This is a genomic window from Streptomyces sp. NBC_00582 (assembly GCF_036345155.1).
Classification (GTDB): Bacteria; Actinomycetota; Actinomycetes; order Streptomycetales; family Streptomycetaceae; genus Streptomyces.
Window position 1 is genome coordinate 265734 of record NZ_CP107773.1, and the last position, 15554, is coordinate 281287.

The following is a 15554-nucleotide window of genomic DNA, read 5'->3' on the forward strand; positions in this document are numbered from 1 at the left end:
TCTTTCTGGGACGGGGAAGCGGCCGGGATGACCGGCCGGATCAGGCGAGCGGAGGAGTGGGCATGGGCCCGAGGAGCGTGCCGTAGGTGTTCTCGAACGCCTCGGCGGTCCCGTCACAGCCGGTGCAGGAGTCACGGCCCGTGACGCATCCGTGCGCGCATGGGGTTCCGTACAGGCTGCTGCACATGGCCTTCACCGCGACGTCGGCGCGGTGGCCCGTCCAGGAGCGTCCGAGATCGGGACCGTTGGTGATCTCGGCGCGCGGACGGCCGTGTTCGTCCCGGCTCAACAGCACGTGACGGCTCTCGTAGTGGAAGAGCAGCCCGGTGGGTGCGGTGTAGACGCTGCTGGGCGAGTGGATGCCGTGAACGCGATGGTCACGGCACAGGTCGTTCCACACGGCGTCCGCGTGCTCGGCAGAGCGGGACGCTCGGGATGTGGAGGCGTAACCGAGGTAGATCCGGGCTCCTTCGTGCTCTGCGTGGATGTCGAGGCGGACGCGCAGCTGGAATCGGAGGCCGTACCAGGTGCCCCGGGTGACCAGGTCGTCGAAGGTCTCGGGGGTGGTGTGGGGCAGCCGGACCATTTCGACATAGGCGCGGCGGGACGACGTGGCGCCGGCGATCCATCCGGTCGCCTTGCCGTGTGCGCGGCCGTTGCCGATGACCTTCAATGCTGCGTCGGAGATCAGCAGACGCTCGCGCTGGCGAAGGCCCTGGGCGGCGGCATGGCCGTCCTCAGTGAGGAAGTAGTGGCCCTTGTCGTTCACGGTGGCGAGGCCGATGGACACCAGGCGCGCGCCGTCGGGGGCGTGGACGTTTCCGCTGGAATTGCCGAGCGCGGCAAGTAGTGCGGAGTCCTCCAGGGCGTTGACGTCGGTAAACGGCGCGGTGGGGGAGAGGGGCATGGTCTTCCTCGCGGTGGTGAAGGCCGCCGCCTTGCTCGGCATCCGGGCGGTCCCGGTGGCCAGGGGCGGCGGCCAGCGCTGACGCGCAGCGCGGTCAGGGTGGAGCCGGAGGCGCAACATGCGCGCCCAACTCCCCTAATAATACTGCTGTAAATCCAATTACACAATCTCGGCTGAGGTTTCCTCGGCCACGGTCTTCCCGAGTTCGGTCCGGAACGGGATTCCGTCGCCCGGCGTCGGGTTGCCCTGCTCGTCGCGGAGCTCCACGAGGAGCAGGCGGGCCAGGGCGTGCGCCGTCGGCCATGCCACCGTCCGCGCCAGCCGGCCGTCGGGACCGACTCCCTCGGTCAGGGCACGGAGTTGTCCGTCGTTGAGGGCAACACGGCGCCCCGCCGCGGTGATGATGAACGGACGCGCCTCGGAGTCGGGGGCCTTCAGGTCCTGCAGTGCGTCGTCGCCCTCGAGCACGTAGCCGTCGGCATCGTCGCGGTACACGTACTTGTTCTCGACGAACAGGGCCAACAGCTTCCTGCCGACGCTGGCCGGCAGATGCCCGTCAGGATGCACGGACGCCTTCCTCAAGTGGGCGAAAGCGGCGGCGGAGAGGGGCGCGGACGTCATCAGGGAATCTCCAGAGGGGAGCGGGAAGTGTTGGAGGAGGTCGAGGTGGAGGCGGCGATCGCGGCGGCGACCGCGGCGCGGGCGGCTTCGGCCGACAGGTTCCGCATCTCGAGCATGACCGTCTCGGCGTCGCCGTTGGCGTCGGCGGTGACGCGGATCGTCGGCACGCAGTGGCTGGTCGGGCGGCGGGTGTGGTTGGGCAGCCGGTCCTTTCCGTCCCAGGCGAGCAGCAGCGCGCGGGGGTGATTGCGAGCCGACGGGTGATTGCGGGTCGGGCCGGTGATGCCGTCGACGGTGGCGATCAGGGCTGCTGCTGCCTGACGGCGCTTCTCCTTGCCGCGGGCCTCGGCAACCCGGGCGATCCACATCTCGTGCGCCGCGCGCAGGGTGGGGAGCAGCCGGCGCTGGATCTCGCCCGCGACCTGCTGGGGCTTGCCGAGCTTGCCGGGGGCCATGCCGATGCAGCCAGTCGTGATGGACGAGGTGCTGACCTCGTCACGGTTGACGTCGTTGGGCGCGTCGGGCAGCCGTCCTTCGGCGATCAGGCGTCCTTCGCGGGTGTCATAGGTGGAGATGTGCAGGGCGACGGCCTGGCCCTTGGGGTTGCCGATCAGGACAACGCCGGGGTCTTCTGCATCGGCCGTCACGGTCAGGACGCCCCAGTCGACGCCGAGGTGGGAGGCGATGAGGGGGGCGGCGTTCTTCAATCGGGTGGTGTGGTCGGTCATGGAGGTTGTCTCCTGTGTTGTTGACCGGGCGGTCGGCGGAGGGTGAGGCGCGGCAGGTAGCGCCGCCCTGCCTCGACATAGGGAATTACGCCGCCAGCTCGCCGGGCCTGCCTCAGAAGGTCGTTGAGGGTCCGCGTTCGGAAGACCGTGTGCTTTTTCAGGTGGGGGGCGTGTGATGCGCCTGGACAGCCGGCCCAGGGGCCAGTGGCCTATGAACGGAACCGGGAGTAGAGCATGGGCATGCGGAGTTCTTCAAAGATGATGCGGGGCGGGAGACGCCATCTGCCGACGACCCTACATCTATATTTCCATTTACGCAATTACCGATAGTGGGAGGTGAGGACGCGTTCGGCGAGGACGCGCGGCTCGTCGCCGAACGACAGCAGGGTCTGCCCGTCGACGGCCGAGTCGACAACGGACAGGTCGCTCCCAAGGGTGCGCGCGGTTCGCTCGACGGCTCTGCGGAGCACGGGCTCGTTGGCCAGCAGAAGCCGTCCCGGTCCTCCGGGGGCCGAGGCGAGCGCCGCGAGAGACATGGTGCCGGGGCCCTGGTGGCCGGCGGAGCGGGCGTAGTCGAGACAGGCGTAGGTCAGGATGGCCGCGGGGGCGCCGTCGGGGCGGTTGCGCTGCAGGCGGATCTGCCGGCCCCGCACGGCCGCCGCGCGGAAGGCGGGGACACCCGGTGCGTCGTCGAAGGTGAGGATGTTCAGCTGCCGGAACGGACTGGACAGGATCTCCTCAATGCTTGCCCGTGGCGCGTCCTCGGTCGTGGGCGGCGCGTACATGGCGAGCAGCGCGGTCAGGTCCCGGTCCACGACGTTGTCGCTGGGGACTCGCCAGCCGCTGCGGTCCGCCGCCCGCTGCACGGAAGCCCGCAGCTCCGCACGGCTGAAGAGACTCATCCCCCATCCCGCGAACAGGTGCCAGAACGTGGGGACATGGCAGGGGCGCGCGCTCAGCAGCCACCAGTGCAGCAGCCAGAGTGTCCCCGGCTCCTCAAGCCACGGGTCGGCGCCGTCCTCGTCCAGCAGCCACCGGCCGCGCTCGGTGGCCGTATAGCGGGTGGGGGCGCGGCCGCCGTCCACCGGCTCGATGAGACCGAAGGCCTGCGCCCAGAAGCGCATCGCGGGCACCATCGAGGAACCGACGGCGAACAGAACGGGCGCCTCGGGCCGCGAGAAGGCCTGCGGGTCCTGGCCGACCGCGGCGTGGACCTTGGGCAGCCAGCCCCACTTCGGCGGGTAAGAGCCGTGCCGGGCGAAGCGTGGCAGGCAGGTGTCCAGCGGGCCCTCGCTCATCGTCCGGCCTCCGCCCGTGCAGCAGCCTCGGACCCCCGGCCGGATTTCCACGAGAGGTGAACGACCGTGGGGCGCTCGCCGGGTGAGTACACGAAGTGCCACTTCAGCCCTTCTCCGTCCGTCATGCGTCGCCGTCCCGCGCCATTCGACGGGCGGTCGGGCTGTACCTGCATGCCGCGGGCGTGTGCGGCCTCGACCACTTTCCGGCCGGTCGATCGCGTGAACTCCGTGCCGAGCACCTCGCGGGCGAAGCGGCGCAGCACCAGGTTGGTGTAGCGGATGGGCAGTTCGGTCTGCAGTTCTCGGACCCAGCCCTTCTCCTTGCGTCGACTCCGGCTGGGGACCCCAGACTTGACCTGGGCGTACGTCCTCTCGCCGTGGGGGGTGCTGTAGCTGATGACGCGGGTGGCATCGGCGGAGAGCAGGACGGCGAATCGCTCGTCGGCCAGCAGCCGCCAGGTGCCGTTCTCGAAGCGTTGATGCTTGCCGGTGGAGATGAGGTTCTTCAGCAGGCGGCGGATCTCGGTCTCCGCCGTCGACGTGTCGCCGCCGTGCTTTGTGCGGTACTGGTCGATCGCCGAGCGCGTGACCTGGATCTTCGGGTCGTAAGCCTTCTCCGGGGTCAGCGGCAGTGTCTCGGTGGTGAGGGGAAGACACTGATGGGGGGGACGGGCCGGCTGCGGTGCATCTGTTCGCTCGTGCCGGTGCGGGCGGAGGAAGCCTGCACAGGCGCCGCACCACTCATTGCGCCGGGTCGGCCGGTGGCAGCGGCTGCCGTTGCGCTCGTATCGGGTGCAGTGCCCGCTCCTGGCCAGAGCGGCCGGGGACGGAGGGGTCGGTGGGGTGTGCATGCGTGGGTCCTTGCAGAGGCGAGAAACGGGTCACGGGCGCGGGCGGGGCCCCGCCCGCCCGGGCGGATGCCGGGCGGGCGGGGCGGGCTACCCCGCGAGACGGCAGTCGAGGCCGAGGACGAGGTGGTCGGGCGGGAGTTCATCCAGGTAGGTGTTGGCCAGCTCCAGGTAGCGCGTGCTGCCGGTCTCGGCATCGTCGTCGGCGTTCACGAAGGCCGGATTGGTGTGGAGGGTGCCGTCGAGCGTGAGCAGCAAGTCCCCGGGGACGGCGCGCTGCTGGGCGCGTGCGATGAAGCTGTCGCGGTCCAGTGCGACCAGTGCGACCGCCTCGGCATCCTTGGGCCGTGAGCGGAGCATGTCGAGTTCTTCCAGGACCTGGATCTGAGGCTGCGCGCGAAACTTGGCCTGCGGCAGGTAGGGGGCCTGAGGGTGTAGTGCACGGAAGTCGCTGAGGGGGACGGCCGGGGCCATGTACCTGGTCGCCCTCTTCCACGCGTCGAAGAGGTCGGTCGCCTGACCGGCGCGCCATTCGCGCATCGCGTCGAAGTCGAGGAAGGCCCTGCGTCCGCCGCTGCACCGGAGAGTGCCGTACGCGCGTGGGCTCTGGACGGCGTCGCCGGTCAGCAGCTGCATGTTCGGCTGGATGATGAAATGGGTGTCGTACCGCTCGAAGGCGGTCCAGGAGTAAATGTCGTCGCCGTACGGCTCGATCGCCTCGTCGATGGCCGCCGCCCACTCCTTGGGGTCGTCGAGGGGCGGAAGGCAGACGAGGGTGTGACGGGTGCTCATGTGATCCTGCGCAGTGGAGTGACGGGGAGGGACCGGCCACGCGGGGGCGGCCGGTCCGTGGGGCTGCCGGGCGACGCGGGCGTCAAGGAAGCTGGAGGTAGAGGTCGTGGCCGGGTGTGAGGCCGCTCGCCAGGTTGGTGAGGGCCTGGAGGATCTGTTCCGCCTGCCTGGTGAGGCCTTCCGGCACCGTCAGCTTCTCCTGCCGCTCCATGCCGGTGAGGGGCGCGATGGGCAGATACAGCGAGTCCACGCTGTAGCGGACCGGAAGCGGCTGGGACCGTGTCGGTTCGAAGGCCATGGCGCGGACCACGAGGTGACGGGCAGTGGCCCCGGCCTCCTGGGCCAGCGCGCTGGCGATGACCGGCATCAGCAGCCGGGCAAGCTGTGAGAGGTGCCTCCCGGTGAGCCGCTCGCGAGCCGCGAAATGGATCTCATACAGGGCATCACCGTCGAGCTTCGCGATCTGGTCGAGTATCGCGCGGGTGTCGGTGCTGTTCTGGGTGGTCATCGGCGGGCCTTCCTCGGAGCAAGACGGTCGCGGCAGTGCCAGCGGCGTTGGCCGGAGTCGCGGCTTCGCTCCGGTGTACTTCAAATGCTACCTCCGTAAAACCAATTAAGCAATGTTCATGGGTGCGGGTCGGCTACGAACGCGTCCCGGCGCGCCGTGGCGCCCGCGCGCTCCAGCTGCGCCTGCGCCATACCGCTGTCGCCGGCGAGTGCATCCGCGCAGGCGATCACCACGTCCGAGCCGAGCCGCCACAGGAGGCTGTTGGCTCCGAGCACGGCCACCGTGAGCGGATCGATTTCGGCGGCGACCCAACGGTATTGAGCCGGGTCCCGGCCCGTGTCGTGCAGCAGGCGGGCCTGCGCCCGCCACATGGCGCCCGAGCCGGCCGCTGCCTCGCCGATGACCGTGCCCGGCGGAAGGTCATCGGCGAAGTACTCGACCATGTGATCGGTGACGACGTCGGGCGTGTGGAACGCGCCGCGGCCGCTCTTCTCCCTGCGGTCGCTCAGCTGCTGCAGCAGCCGCCCCAACAGGTCGGTGGCCAGATAGCGCTCGGGGTTCGCGCCGAACTCAAGGACCCCGCCCTTGAACAGGTGGTGGGTCAGCTCGGTGACGGTGTCGGCAGTCTGCTGCGACGGGTCGGCCAGCCACCGCCACAGCAGATGTGCTCGCTCGACGAGATACGGCTGGCTGAGCCACAAGTGTGCCCACATCTGCCGGAGCACGGTCACGAGGCCGGCAGGCTCCAGCGCGGCGATGTCGTGGGCAAGTTCGGGGCTTTCGGCGTCGGCGAGCGGCAGCAGCGCGAGCGCCGCCGTCGTACCCAGGGGAACCTCCAGCGACGAGCCGGAAGGCCACAGCGCCGTGACCGTGCCGATCAGGCGCCGAGCGTGCTCCTGCGGGTCGGGCAGAAACGCCCGCCGGGCATGCGCCGAGGGGAGCCAGGTCAGATCCCGCAGGAGTGCCCGGTCGGGTTGTCCACTGCTCATGGTGCTCCTGTTCACGCGGCGTGGTCGGCGGTGACGGCGTCGAGCATCCGAACCGCGTCCCGGGTGGCCAGGGCGAATGCGGTGGCTTGGCGGATCGTGTCCCGGTGGGCCTGCATCGCGCGCTGGTGAGCGAAGGCCTCGCGGCTCAGGTCGCCCTGGGCCAGCGTGTCGCCCACGACCACGACCGCTCCCGGGCCGAGGTCCCACACGACGGCATTGACCGCCGCACCGGCGGCCGCGAGCGGGTTGAGTTCCTGCATGACCCACGTACGCTCGTGCGGATTCAGCCCGCGCTCGCGCATGCCCTGGACCGCGGATCGGAACATGCCGCCGGTGCCGGCGGTCGGCTCATTAAACGACTCCCCAGCACCCTTGACGACGTGGGGACTCTCGGTGGTGCCCATGAGCATGCGCGCCATCAGATCGGTGATCTCGGGAGGGGTGTGGTATTCCCCCAGGCCCTTGCGTGAGCTGTTGTGCCGAAGGTTGGTGATGGTCCACGACATCAGGTCGATGTCGCAGCGGAAGTACGGGTCGCTGTCTCCGGTGTAGTGGAGCACGCCTGCGCGCAGCGCGGCCCGGGTGACGGCCGCGATCCCGCGCAGTTCCTGTTCGCCGAGGTCTTCCTCCGTCCAGCGGAAGATCGGTGCGGCGACGTCCATGAGGTCGGGCCGCAGCATCCAGGTCGCGGCGTACACCTCGGCGTATCCCTTGACCAGGACCCGCGGGGGCTGGGCGGCGATGTAACTGGAGAGAGCGCCTGCATGCATCGCGCCCTCGGACTTGCTGGGCCACAGTGCCAGGGCCGCGACGACGCCCATCGGGATGTCCATGCGGCTGCTGCCGCAACTCCCGTACCAGGCATCGGCGATCGATTCCCCGAGGTCGGCGCCGCTGCGCCGGGTGATGGGGAAGTGGGGCGGGTTGCTGACTCCGGCGTGCCGGGCGCACCCGGGATCGGCACAGTCGGGGCTGTCGGCGGCCGGCGCCTCAGGAACGAGGGCGAGGGCGGGGGTGGGGGCGGGCTGCCGGACGGAGGACAGGGCCTCCGTGAGACGGGCAGCGAAATCAGGGTGGGCCATGAGAGAGCTGACTTTCGTGCTGTGCTGGTGAATTGCGTCGGGATCAGAGGGCGCGGCAGGTGTCTGCGGCGACCGCGTTGTCAGCAGGGACCTGCTGTGATCCGTGTCGCGGGGGCGACCGTGGGCCATACGACGGTGCCGGGCGTGACGTGTGCGCGCTCCCGGCTGAAGTGCCGCCGTGCCGCGAGCTCGGCGGCGTCGGCGCGGGCCTGCGTGGTCTCGTAGGACGACAGGCCGCCGGCGTAGAGGGCGTTGTAGAGCGCGTCGTAGGCGGCGGCGTTCTCGTCGGGGGAGCGGTAGACCGCGAGGAGAGCCATGCGGTGGCCGTGATCGACGAACGCGATGGTCCATGTGTCGAGGGCTGCCGGCGGGTATCCGGCGGCTTGCGCGTCGTCGAGGGCGTGAGTGAAGGCCGCAGTGTCGACCGATGTGTACTCGTGCCAGGGCAAGGTGCCGTGTCCGAGGGCGAACCGGCCGGCTGCGTCGGGTGTGCAGCGCTCGACGACCCCCGGCGGGCGGCCGCGGTCGAGGATCTCGGCGATCCCGTCGGCGAGCCGGATCCTTGGGGTGTCCGGTGTGACGGTTCGGGCCTCATCGGCGATCTGGCGCATCACCTGAGCCGTGAAGCGGGGCAGGACCATTCCGTCGCGCCGGTGGCCGAGGACCTCGGCGTCGTAGGGCCCGAGCTCGTTGTAGGTGACCGAGGAGGGAAACCACTCGGCCACAGGGCCGGAGGACTGAGGGCTCATGCTGGTAGGTCTCTGTCGAGGAGAATCCGCGGGCCTGGGCGCCGCGGCGTGATGTTCGTAGACGAAGGGCGCGATCCGGCGACACGTCGGCCGGATGCCCTTTCCACGGTGCACTAACAGTACGTACATATTTCCAATTATGCAATCTATCTGGTGTCGCCGATCCAGAGAAGCCGGAACGCGGCCTTGAACTGCTCGTGGCGGGCCGGCGCATCGGGAAGCGCACGCCGTAGCCGGACCCGGAATTCCGGCCCGTGGGACCGGCCGCGCGGACGGGTTCCGTGCACCAGCTCGTGCACCAGGACGTACTCCAGGAGGAGCGGCGGGAGCTGGAAGACGGCCCAGTGCAGCGTCAGCTCGTGGGCTTGCTCCTGGTAGATGCCGCCGTGCCGGCGGCCGATGTCCCGAACCGCGAGCTGCGGCAGCGGGCGCCGGGTCCGCAGGCGGGACCAGCGGGCCGGCGCCGCCGTCTCCAGCCAGGCGCGGCCGGCCCGTGCGTACCAGTCGATGATCGGCCGTGCGCCCTGCCGCGTGATGTCGCCGCGGTAGGCCACAAGCAGACCTGCGCCCGCTCCCTGCCGGAGGTGAACCGGGACGGGGGTGTCGACCAGGTAGAGGCGGACAGGAGTGCCCAGCCAGGTGAGCTTGCATCCATCCGCGAGGTGCTTGTCAGGGTGCAGTGGGGCGCGTTCGGCCATGCGCTGGGCGTGGAGTTCGAGGAGCGAGGCGTTCTGCCGGACGAACCGCATGATCTCGCTCGGGGTCGACGTCGGCAGGACGCGGACAACACGTCGGCCGTCCAGTCGTGTCGTGAGCGCGTGCTGCGTTCGCCGGTGCGACATCACGACGTCGAAGGTGCCGGCGTCGAGGGTGCCGTCGGCCTCCAGAGCCGCGGTGATGTCATGGATGAGGGTGTCGGCCTCGGAGCCGTCCGGGGCGGCGGTCGGTGTCACGGAGAAATTTCTTTCGTCAGGGTTGGTGGTGGACGCCGGCGCCCGCCGGCACGTCCTGCAGTTGCGCACCGGCGGGCAACGCGTACGGCGGCGGCCCTGGCGGGAGTCTTCGACTCCCGCCAGGGCCGTACGGCCGGGTGGTTATCGGGGATTGGGGATCTTGCCCCAGACGTGAACAGGACCCTTGGCGGGCCGTACAGGCATGCCCTTGGGGCCGTTGTGGTGACCGGCGATGATGCGTTCGGCATGGGCACAGCCGTCGGGGTGGGCGCGCGTGTTCAGGCACCGGTTGGGGCTGCGGTAGGGAGCAACCTCCCAGCGGAAGGCCGTACTCGGCGCCCGGCGCGGCTCGCTCGCCTGCTGGTCTTTCTGAACGGCATCCGGCGAGGGCCGGTGGCGAGGCAGCAGCCGGACGACGTTGACGTCACCTTCACTCAGCCCTTCTCGGCGATCGCGCTTGCGCCCGGCCCGGTCGCGGTGGACCACCTCCTTCTCGGTCCACGCGTGCTTGCCCTCCTGGGCCATCAGCTGCCAAGCGGTGTACACGATCTGTGCCCAGGCGCCCGTCGTGCCGAGCGGCGTGCTGGAATCGGGGAAGCGGTCGCCCTTGAGCAGCACCGTTTCGTTGTCCCACATGAGCTCCGGCTGCCGACGGTAGAACTCGGCTATGTCGCCCGCCCGTACGGCGCTGTGCTCGTCCAGGGGCAGCAGTGCGTCGGGGTCGAGCGTGTCGTAGATCCGCCCGGCCGTGTAAAACGTCAGCCAGATGCCCTGGCGGCCGGGTGCGATCAGCCTCCTGCCGTGCACCGAGTTGGCGAACCACCGAGCGGCTCCCCCCAAGACCTGATCCGGGCTCCACAGGGACCAGGAGACGCCGACGATCGGAGTCGGCACGCTCATCTCGCAGAGGTGCTCGGGAGCATCCGGTCCGCCGGCCTTGCGGTCGTACGAGCCGATGGGATCGGCGAAGACCATCAGGCCGCTGGGGGAGGGCAGACGGTCCGTGGTGATCTCTTCCGTCGGTGCCGTCCGCCCTGCGGCGACGGCCAGCCCGGTCATGTCCCCGTCGGCGAAGTAGAGGCGGGCATCACGGAGCCGCTGCGACTCCTGCCCGCACAGGACCAGCGCGGCGGCGGAGTGAGGGTCCGGGGCTCCTGGGAGGTACGGGTACAGCGAGGAACTGCCGCGCCGCAGCGACTCAGCCATGTTCAGCAGCCCGAAGCGCGTGCGCTGGTGCTCCTCCATGGCCTGGCGCAGCTCGGGAAGGCGCTTGGGCTCAGGAGGAGTCCAGGTGTGAACGACGGGAGACGGCAGTGAGCCGAGGGTGCGCATGATGCCTCGTCAGTAGCTTGTGCGTGTGCGAGAAGGCGGGGGCGAGTAAGCCGCACCGGCTCTAATAAACTACATCTATAAATCCAATTACGCAATATGTTGGTGGGACTCCTCGCCCACGGAACGCGCGTATCCGTGAGCTGCCTTGGTGTCCTTGGGATTGCCTAGCACGGTGGCGAGCGCGTACACGAGCCCCCGGAGCTGGTGGTGGATGCTGTCACGGGTGATCCAGTCCCGTGCCGCATCGCATCGCTGCCGCGCTTCGGCGATCTGCAGGGCCAGATCCCGTGCGACGTGCGCGAGCGCGGCCCCGCATAGGGCGTCGACGTCTGCGGCGGCTTGCTCTTGCGGCACGCCAGCGTCGGCGAGCCTGCTGATCATGTCGCGGCGCCGGCTCATCAGGTCGGTCGCGGAGGGCTCTCGGCCGCCGCGGGCGGTGACGGTCATTCTGCTGGCTTTCTGGACGGCGGCGGCGGAGGCTTGTTCGGCTCTCCGCCGCCGGAGGCAGGGGCGTAGGTCGGCTGCGGCGACTCAGAACACCGGGATGATCACTCCCTGCGCCTCGTCGCCGAAGGCGGCCGCGTTGACGAGCGTGGGGGCCACCCAGCGGACCTTCTTCCAGATCCGGCCGGGCCCGTGGAGGAACGTGTGCGGATGACCGCGTCGGATGTGAGGCAGGACGGAGCCGCCCAGTGCGACCGCGTGCTCACGAAGTCGCGCGACTTTGCTGTTGAACGCCGCGATGGCTGGCCCCAGCCTCCAGCCCACCTGGTAGACCGTCGCGGGGCGTCCGCCCTTGGCGTTGTGGCGGCCGCGCATCGGGGCGGCCGACGGCGTCGGCATCACATCGGGCCGGTCGCTGCACATATAGAGCATGTGCGAGATGACGAGCACCGCCAGGCGCCGCACGTAGCCGAGGGTGGCTGTGTCCGCCGACCGGGGCCCGTCCTCGGCCAGTTCGGTCAGGCTCACGCTGTCGTCGACCATCTTGCTGACCGTCGTGGTCCCGGTGGCCGCATTGGCGAACAGCAGCACTGAGCCCAGTCGGCCGTGGGCGGGGCGCACCAGAGCGCTCACCAGGTACACGGGGGTGTCGTCCGTGATCTCGGAGGTGCTGCATACGCCGCGCAGAGCCGGGCGGCCGACCACGAGGAAGCCCAGGACTTCGGATGGCGCGCCCTCGCTGTCGGCGACCACGGCCGGTTTCCTGAGCATGAACAGCGGGTCGGGGTGGGGGAGATGCCGCAGAACCTCGCCGGGGAACTCCGTGTCGACCTCCATGTCGACCAGGCTCTCCGACAGATCGGGATCAAGGTCGTAGGCGACTTTCGTCCTGCGCCACTGCCGCACGGCGGCCACCATCTCTGCTCGCCCGATGAACATCTCGTCCCCGAGACCGCCGCGCGGACGCGGCATGCGGGAGGTGTCGATGTCCTCGCCGAGTGCCATCGGCACCAGGCCCATCAGTCCGGCCGCGCGCAGCACTTCGCTGTGGGCCGACTCGATCTCTGTCGTGATCCGGTCCGCCAGGGAGGAGGCCGACCGGAAGTCGGTACGCGTGTAGTGCGTCCGTGGAGCCTCGGGGCCGCTGCGGGCGCGCGCCAGGAGCGGGATCAGTTCCGTCTTGGTGTAGTCGCTGGGCGGGGGGAGCAGCCGGGATGAGACGCCGGGGAGGGTGAAGGTCGGCTCAGGGGCCGGGCCGGGAGACGAAAACGTGCCTCGGTCGGGGCGTGGGGATGGGGGAGTCACAGGACAACCTCGTCAGGATGGAACGCAAAGGGGGGCGCTGGATCACCCAGCGATCCCCCAAAGCTACCGCGTTATATCCAATTACGCAATTTACTAGTTCCGCCCGCGGTCTTGCGGCTCTCCTGGGTGACGGGCGCGGTCACCTTCGCGATGTCTACGCACGCAGGCGTCTCCTCGCGAATGTCGGGGCCTCCGTTGCGGCGGCCGGTGCCGGCCACCAGGCCGCACTTCCTGTGCTCGGACCCGTTGTCGAGCACCTTGAGGTAGAGGTGAACGCACTCTGCGCAGCGCATCCCGGCCGCGAGCGGGCGCAGCGTCGCCGGATGGATGCCGGCATCCAGGAACTTGCGTATGGAGCCGCGGCCTGCATGGCCGGGAGCCGGAACCGTGGTCCGGGCCTGAGTGTTCGGGGCCGTGGGTGTGCTGGTCATTTCATTTCCTTGCTTCTGCTGTGCGATGTCGTGAGCGGCCTTCCCTGGCTTTCGCCGCGGCCGCGAAGGTGATGAGTGATGCCGTGGCGGCGACGGCGATGCCGTATGCCGAATACGTGGCCATCCGGGCCAGGGAGTCGATCGCGAAGGCGACGCCGGGAGCCTGCGGCGGCACTATGCCCGTCGCGGCCTGGGCGGTGATGCCGAGACCGGCGGAGGCGGTTGCCGTCAGGGCGAGTCCGGGGATGAAGTGCCGGTGTGGCCCGATACGGCGTGACCTGCTGTTGGCCGTGCCCTTCTCGGTGATGGTCACAGGAGCCCGAGGGTGGGGTAGAGGGTGACCGTCCAGAGGTCGACGACGCCGTCGGGCCACCTCTCGTCGCGGTGTGCCTCGTCGAGGCGGACGGTCATCTTGGGGCGGAAGGACATCCGGGGGAGGGGGTCGGGATCGAGGACCGTCCCCTGCCAGTTCCGGAGGTAGTCGATCACGCGGTCCCCTGCCCGGACTTGGGCGATCAGCGCGAAATGGAGACTGCTCTGGGCCTTGGTGTAGCGGGTGACGCGATTGCGCAACGCGCGGTAGCGGTTCGTCTCGGCTGGAGAGGTGTTGCCGCGCAAAACGGCTATCTCAAGGCGGCCGACTTCATCGGTCTGCTGGGGGTAGTCGGCGAAGGCTGCCTTCTCGCCGTCGCGGGCGAGCAGATCGAGGGGCTCGTCCCAGATCGGGCACGTGTCCGGGTCCGGGACGGCAGCGGTGAGGATCGCCACGTGGACGGCGTCGACCTCGTAGACGCGGCGCACCACGCCCTGGCGGTCTGCCAGGTCCGTCACCGTTTGGCCCAGCCAGTCGGACTCGGTGAGGGGGACGGGGTCAGGAACGGAGTCGTTGTTCACGAGTTACTCCTCGGAGGAGGCGGCGGAGGGTGCCGGGGCCTGCCGATCGACGACCCGATGCCGCTCGAGGTGAGTTTCCTCGAGGCGGGACGGAGGCCGGCGGTGTCGGTACGTCACTCGGCGCGGGAACGACTTCGGTGCGCGGGCTTCGCTGTAGCCGCTGCGCTCCGCCGTTGTCGGCGCCCTTCCGCAAAGACTACGCGAGTAAAACCAATTATGCAATATCCGAATATCTTGCGAGAGCGTCTCTCAGCCGGTCCTCCGCGAGCCGGCGGCGGACCGAGTCGGCGATGGCAGACCAGACCTTGCCCCGGGCCGGGTCATCGGGAATCGACGGTTCACCCTGCACCCCCCGAACGGTGATCACGCTGTCTCCCTGGGGCGGCCTGATGCGGTGGACCAGGATCACGGTCGGAGTGCCGTGTCCCGGGATGTAGGCGCCCGAGGTGTCGATCACCCACCTCATGTCGAAGGCCGGGAGGTACTGCTCGATGAACTTGCGGCCGAACTCCCTCTTCATGAACGAGTTCGAGGTGAGCTGGGCTACATGGCCGCCGGGGACCGCAAGCGAGAACATCAACTCGCAAAACGGCAGCGCCAGAGGGAACTTGCCAGCCGCGACCCGCGGGTACGCCTTGCGGATCAGATCACGCTGCCGCGCATCGGCAACCACGATGTAGGGCGGATTGCTGACGACCGCGTGGTAGCGGCCGCGCTCGAGAAGTGGTTCCTCACGATCCAGCAGAGAGTTCGCGCAGGCGACCTGGGCCTGCCACGCGCGCGGCAGCTGATCGATGCGGACTTTCAGAATGGAGGCGCTCGTGGCCAGCAGTCGGTATCGGGCGAGCAGCACCGCGTAGGCGTCCAGGTCGACGCCATGAACGGATTGAAGGGCACGCTCGATCGTCGCCTCACTGCCGAGGTGCGCCCCGTACGCGCGGCCACGGCGGCGGTAGACGCGGGCGGAGTGGAAGGCACCCAGAAGGATGTGACCGGTACCGCAGGCAGGATCGATCATGCGGACGTCGTGCGGTCCGATCTCGTTGGTGGCCGGCTCCAGTGAGAGCTCCAGAAGGAGTTCCGCGATCCACGGCGGCGTCTGGCACAGGGCTCTCGACCTGCGCGCGTCGGCCGACAGCGCCTGGTAGGCGTCACCGAGGCGGTAGCCGTCGACGCGGTGCGGCCCGTCGTCCATTACCTCTCCGCCGCCCCAGAAGTCCGAAAGGACTGTCCACGCGGCCGGAGTGAGGGGCGCCGTCCAGAACGGGACCACCTGCGGGTCGAGGAAGCCGGCCAGGCCGGGGTGGGCGGACGCCAGCTCCGTGATCACCCGGCGTACGGCGTCCGGCGAGCCGGGCGGCTCGGTTGCGGGCACCAGGGCATTGCGGACGCAGTGGTGGGCCACGGCGGTCACGTGGGCCCATGACACCGCCGCAGGGGTGTCGATACCGGTAGCCAGGTTCTGGATAAGGCGCTCGTGGGCGCGGGCAGAGGGCAGGGGCGCGTTCATGGAGATCGTTGTCCAGCAGTCGATGTGACGTGTTGTCAGAGGAATAGGTCGAGGATGAATTCGCCCAGCCACACAGGACGAGGACGGTCACGCCAAGCTCGATTGCGAGCTGGGGATCGTCGGTGAGGGCCCTGGTGATGAACGCGACGACCGCGCCCAGGGC

18 protein-coding genes are annotated in these 15554 nt (G+C 69.4%); all 18 read right to left on the reverse strand.

What is annotated here, in order from left to right; all coding sequences use genetic code 11:
- Positions 1 to 40: 40 nt before the first annotated feature.
- A complete protein-coding gene (locus tag OG852_RS50370; RefSeq protein WP_330351850.1) occupies positions 41 to 1027 on the reverse strand; it encodes a hypothetical protein in 987 nt (328 codons plus the stop codon).
- 39 nt (positions 1028 to 1066) lie between these two features.
- Positions 1067 to 1528: a hypothetical protein gene (locus tag OG852_RS50375; protein ID WP_330351851.1), complete on the reverse strand. Its 462-nt coding sequence runs from the start codon at positions 1526 to 1528 to the stop codon at positions 1067 to 1069.
- Positions 1528 to 2256 (reverse strand): hypothetical protein, encoded by a 729-nt coding sequence (locus OG852_RS50380; RefSeq protein ID WP_330351852.1) that lies wholly within the window; start codon positions 2254 to 2256, stop codon positions 1528 to 1530. Before OG852_RS50380 ends, OG852_RS50375 begins: the two co-directional genes overlap by 1 nt.
- Positions 2257 to 2576: 320 nt before the next feature.
- Entirely contained in the window at positions 2577 to 3554 is a 978-nt protein-coding gene (locus OG852_RS50385; protein WP_330351853.1) for a DUF4007 family protein, read from the reverse strand.
- Positions 3551 to 4405, reverse strand: a complete 855-nt coding sequence (locus OG852_RS50390) for a hypothetical protein (protein WP_330351854.1) — start codon at positions 4403 to 4405, stop codon at positions 3551 to 3553. Before OG852_RS50390 ends, OG852_RS50385 begins: the two co-directional genes overlap by 4 nt.
- An 87-nt stretch (positions 4406 to 4492) precedes the next feature.
- Entirely contained in the window at positions 4493 to 5194 is a 702-nt protein-coding gene (locus OG852_RS50395; RefSeq protein WP_330351855.1) for a hypothetical protein, read from the reverse strand.
- Between the two features lie 82 nt (positions 5195 to 5276).
- Positions 5277 to 5702, reverse strand: a complete 426-nt coding sequence (locus OG852_RS50400; RefSeq protein WP_330351856.1) for a hypothetical protein — start codon at positions 5700 to 5702, stop codon at positions 5277 to 5279.
- 116 nt (positions 5703 to 5818) lie between these two features.
- A complete protein-coding gene (locus OG852_RS50405; RefSeq protein WP_330351857.1) occupies positions 5819 to 6691 on the reverse strand; it encodes an N-6 DNA methylase in 873 nt (290 codons plus the stop codon).
- Positions 6692 to 6702: 11 nt separating this feature from the next.
- On the reverse strand, positions 6703 to 7773 hold the full coding sequence (locus tag OG852_RS50410; protein ID WP_330351858.1) for an N-6 DNA methylase: 1071 nt from the start codon (positions 7771 to 7773) through the stop codon (positions 6703 to 6705).
- An 80-nt stretch (positions 7774 to 7853) separates the two neighbouring features.
- Positions 7854 to 8522: a hypothetical protein gene (locus OG852_RS50415; RefSeq protein WP_330351859.1), complete on the reverse strand. Its 669-nt coding sequence runs from the start codon at positions 8520 to 8522 to the stop codon at positions 7854 to 7856.
- 146 nt (positions 8523 to 8668) lie between these two features.
- Positions 8669 to 9475 carry a YgjP-like metallopeptidase domain-containing protein gene (locus OG852_RS50420; protein ID WP_330351860.1) on the reverse strand — a complete coding sequence of 269 codons (807 nt, stop codon included), beginning with the start codon at positions 9473 to 9475 and terminating at the stop codon, positions 8669 to 8671.
- A 141-nt stretch (positions 9476 to 9616) separates the two neighbouring features.
- Positions 9617 to 10807 carry a hypothetical protein gene (locus tag OG852_RS50425; RefSeq protein ID WP_330351861.1) on the reverse strand — a complete coding sequence of 397 codons (1191 nt, stop codon included), beginning with the start codon at positions 10805 to 10807 and terminating at the stop codon, positions 9617 to 9619.
- A gap of 87 nt (positions 10808 to 10894) precedes the next feature.
- A complete protein-coding gene (locus tag OG852_RS50430; RefSeq protein WP_330351862.1) occupies positions 10895 to 11254 on the reverse strand; it encodes a hypothetical protein in 360 nt (119 codons plus the stop codon).
- Between the two features lie 84 nt (positions 11255 to 11338).
- Positions 11339 to 12556, reverse strand: a complete 1218-nt coding sequence (locus OG852_RS50435; protein WP_330351863.1) for a hypothetical protein — start codon at positions 12554 to 12556, stop codon at positions 11339 to 11341.
- A gap of 71 nt (positions 12557 to 12627) precedes the next feature.
- Entirely contained in the window at positions 12628 to 12987 is a 360-nt protein-coding gene (locus OG852_RS50440) for a hypothetical protein (RefSeq protein ID WP_330351864.1), read from the reverse strand.
- Between the two features lies 1 nt (position 12988).
- Positions 12989 to 13300, reverse strand: coding sequence for a hypothetical protein (locus tag OG852_RS50445; protein ID WP_330351865.1), 312 nt, complete (start codon positions 13298 to 13300; stop codon positions 12989 to 12991).
- Entirely contained in the window at positions 13297 to 13881 is a 585-nt protein-coding gene (locus OG852_RS50450; protein ID WP_330351866.1) for a hypothetical protein, read from the reverse strand. Before OG852_RS50450 ends, OG852_RS50445 begins: the two co-directional genes overlap by 4 nt.
- Positions 13882 to 14095: 214 nt before the next feature.
- Complete coding sequence (locus OG852_RS50455) at positions 14096 to 15391, reverse strand: Eco57I restriction-modification methylase domain-containing protein (RefSeq protein WP_330351867.1); 1296 nt, start codon at positions 15389 to 15391, stop codon at positions 14096 to 14098.
- Positions 15392 to 15554: the final 163 nt, after the last annotated feature.

What these genes read in the sequence shown, in the direction of transcription:
- OG852_RS50430 (WP_330351862.1), bottom strand. Translation starts at nt 11,254, where the DNA reads ATGACCGTCACCGCCCGCGGCGGCCGAGAGCCCTCCGCGACCGACCTG.
- OG852_RS50410 (WP_330351858.1), bottom strand. Translation starts at nt 7,773, where the DNA reads ATGGCCCACCCTGATTTCGCTGCCCGTCTCACGGAGGCCCTGTCCTCC.
- OG852_RS50405 (WP_330351857.1), bottom strand. Translation starts at nt 6,691, where the DNA reads ATGAGCAGTGGACAACCCGACCGGGCACTCCTGCGGGATCTGACCTGG.
- OG852_RS50455 (WP_330351867.1), bottom strand. Translation starts at nt 15,391, where the DNA reads ATGAACGCGCCCCTGCCCTCTGCCCGCGCCCACGAGCGCCTTATCCAG.
- OG852_RS50380 (WP_330351852.1), bottom strand. Translation starts at nt 2,256, where the DNA reads ATGACCGACCACACCACCCGATTGAAGAACGCCGCCCCCCTCATCGCC.
- OG852_RS50395 (WP_330351855.1), bottom strand. Translation starts at nt 5,194, where the DNA reads ATGAGCACCCGTCACACCCTCGTCTGCCTTCCGCCCCTCGACGACCCC.
- OG852_RS50440 (WP_330351864.1), bottom strand. Translation starts at nt 12,987, where the DNA reads ATGACCAGCACACCCACGGCCCCGAACACTCAGGCCCGGACCACGGTT.
- OG852_RS50385 (WP_330351853.1), bottom strand. Translation starts at nt 3,554, where the DNA reads ATGAGCGAGGGCCCGCTGGACACCTGCCTGCCACGCTTCGCCCGGCAC.
- OG852_RS50390 (WP_330351854.1), bottom strand. Translation starts at nt 4,405, where the DNA reads ATGCACACCCCACCGACCCCTCCGTCCCCGGCCGCTCTGGCCAGGAGC.
- OG852_RS50370 (WP_330351850.1), bottom strand. Translation starts at nt 1,027, where the DNA reads ATGTTGCGCCTCCGGCTCCACCCTGACCGCGCTGCGCGTCAGCGCTGG.
- OG852_RS50425 (WP_330351861.1), bottom strand. Translation starts at nt 10,807, where the DNA reads ATGCGCACCCTCGGCTCACTGCCGTCTCCCGTCGTTCACACCTGGACT.
- OG852_RS50400 (WP_330351856.1), bottom strand. Translation starts at nt 5,702, where the DNA reads ATGACCACCCAGAACAGCACCGACACCCGCGCGATACTCGACCAGATC.
- OG852_RS50415 (WP_330351859.1), bottom strand. Translation starts at nt 8,522, where the DNA reads ATGAGCCCTCAGTCCTCCGGCCCTGTGGCCGAGTGGTTTCCCTCCTCG.
- OG852_RS50375 (WP_330351851.1), bottom strand. Translation starts at nt 1,528, where the DNA reads ATGACGTCCGCGCCCCTCTCCGCCGCCGCTTTCGCCCACTTGAGGAAG.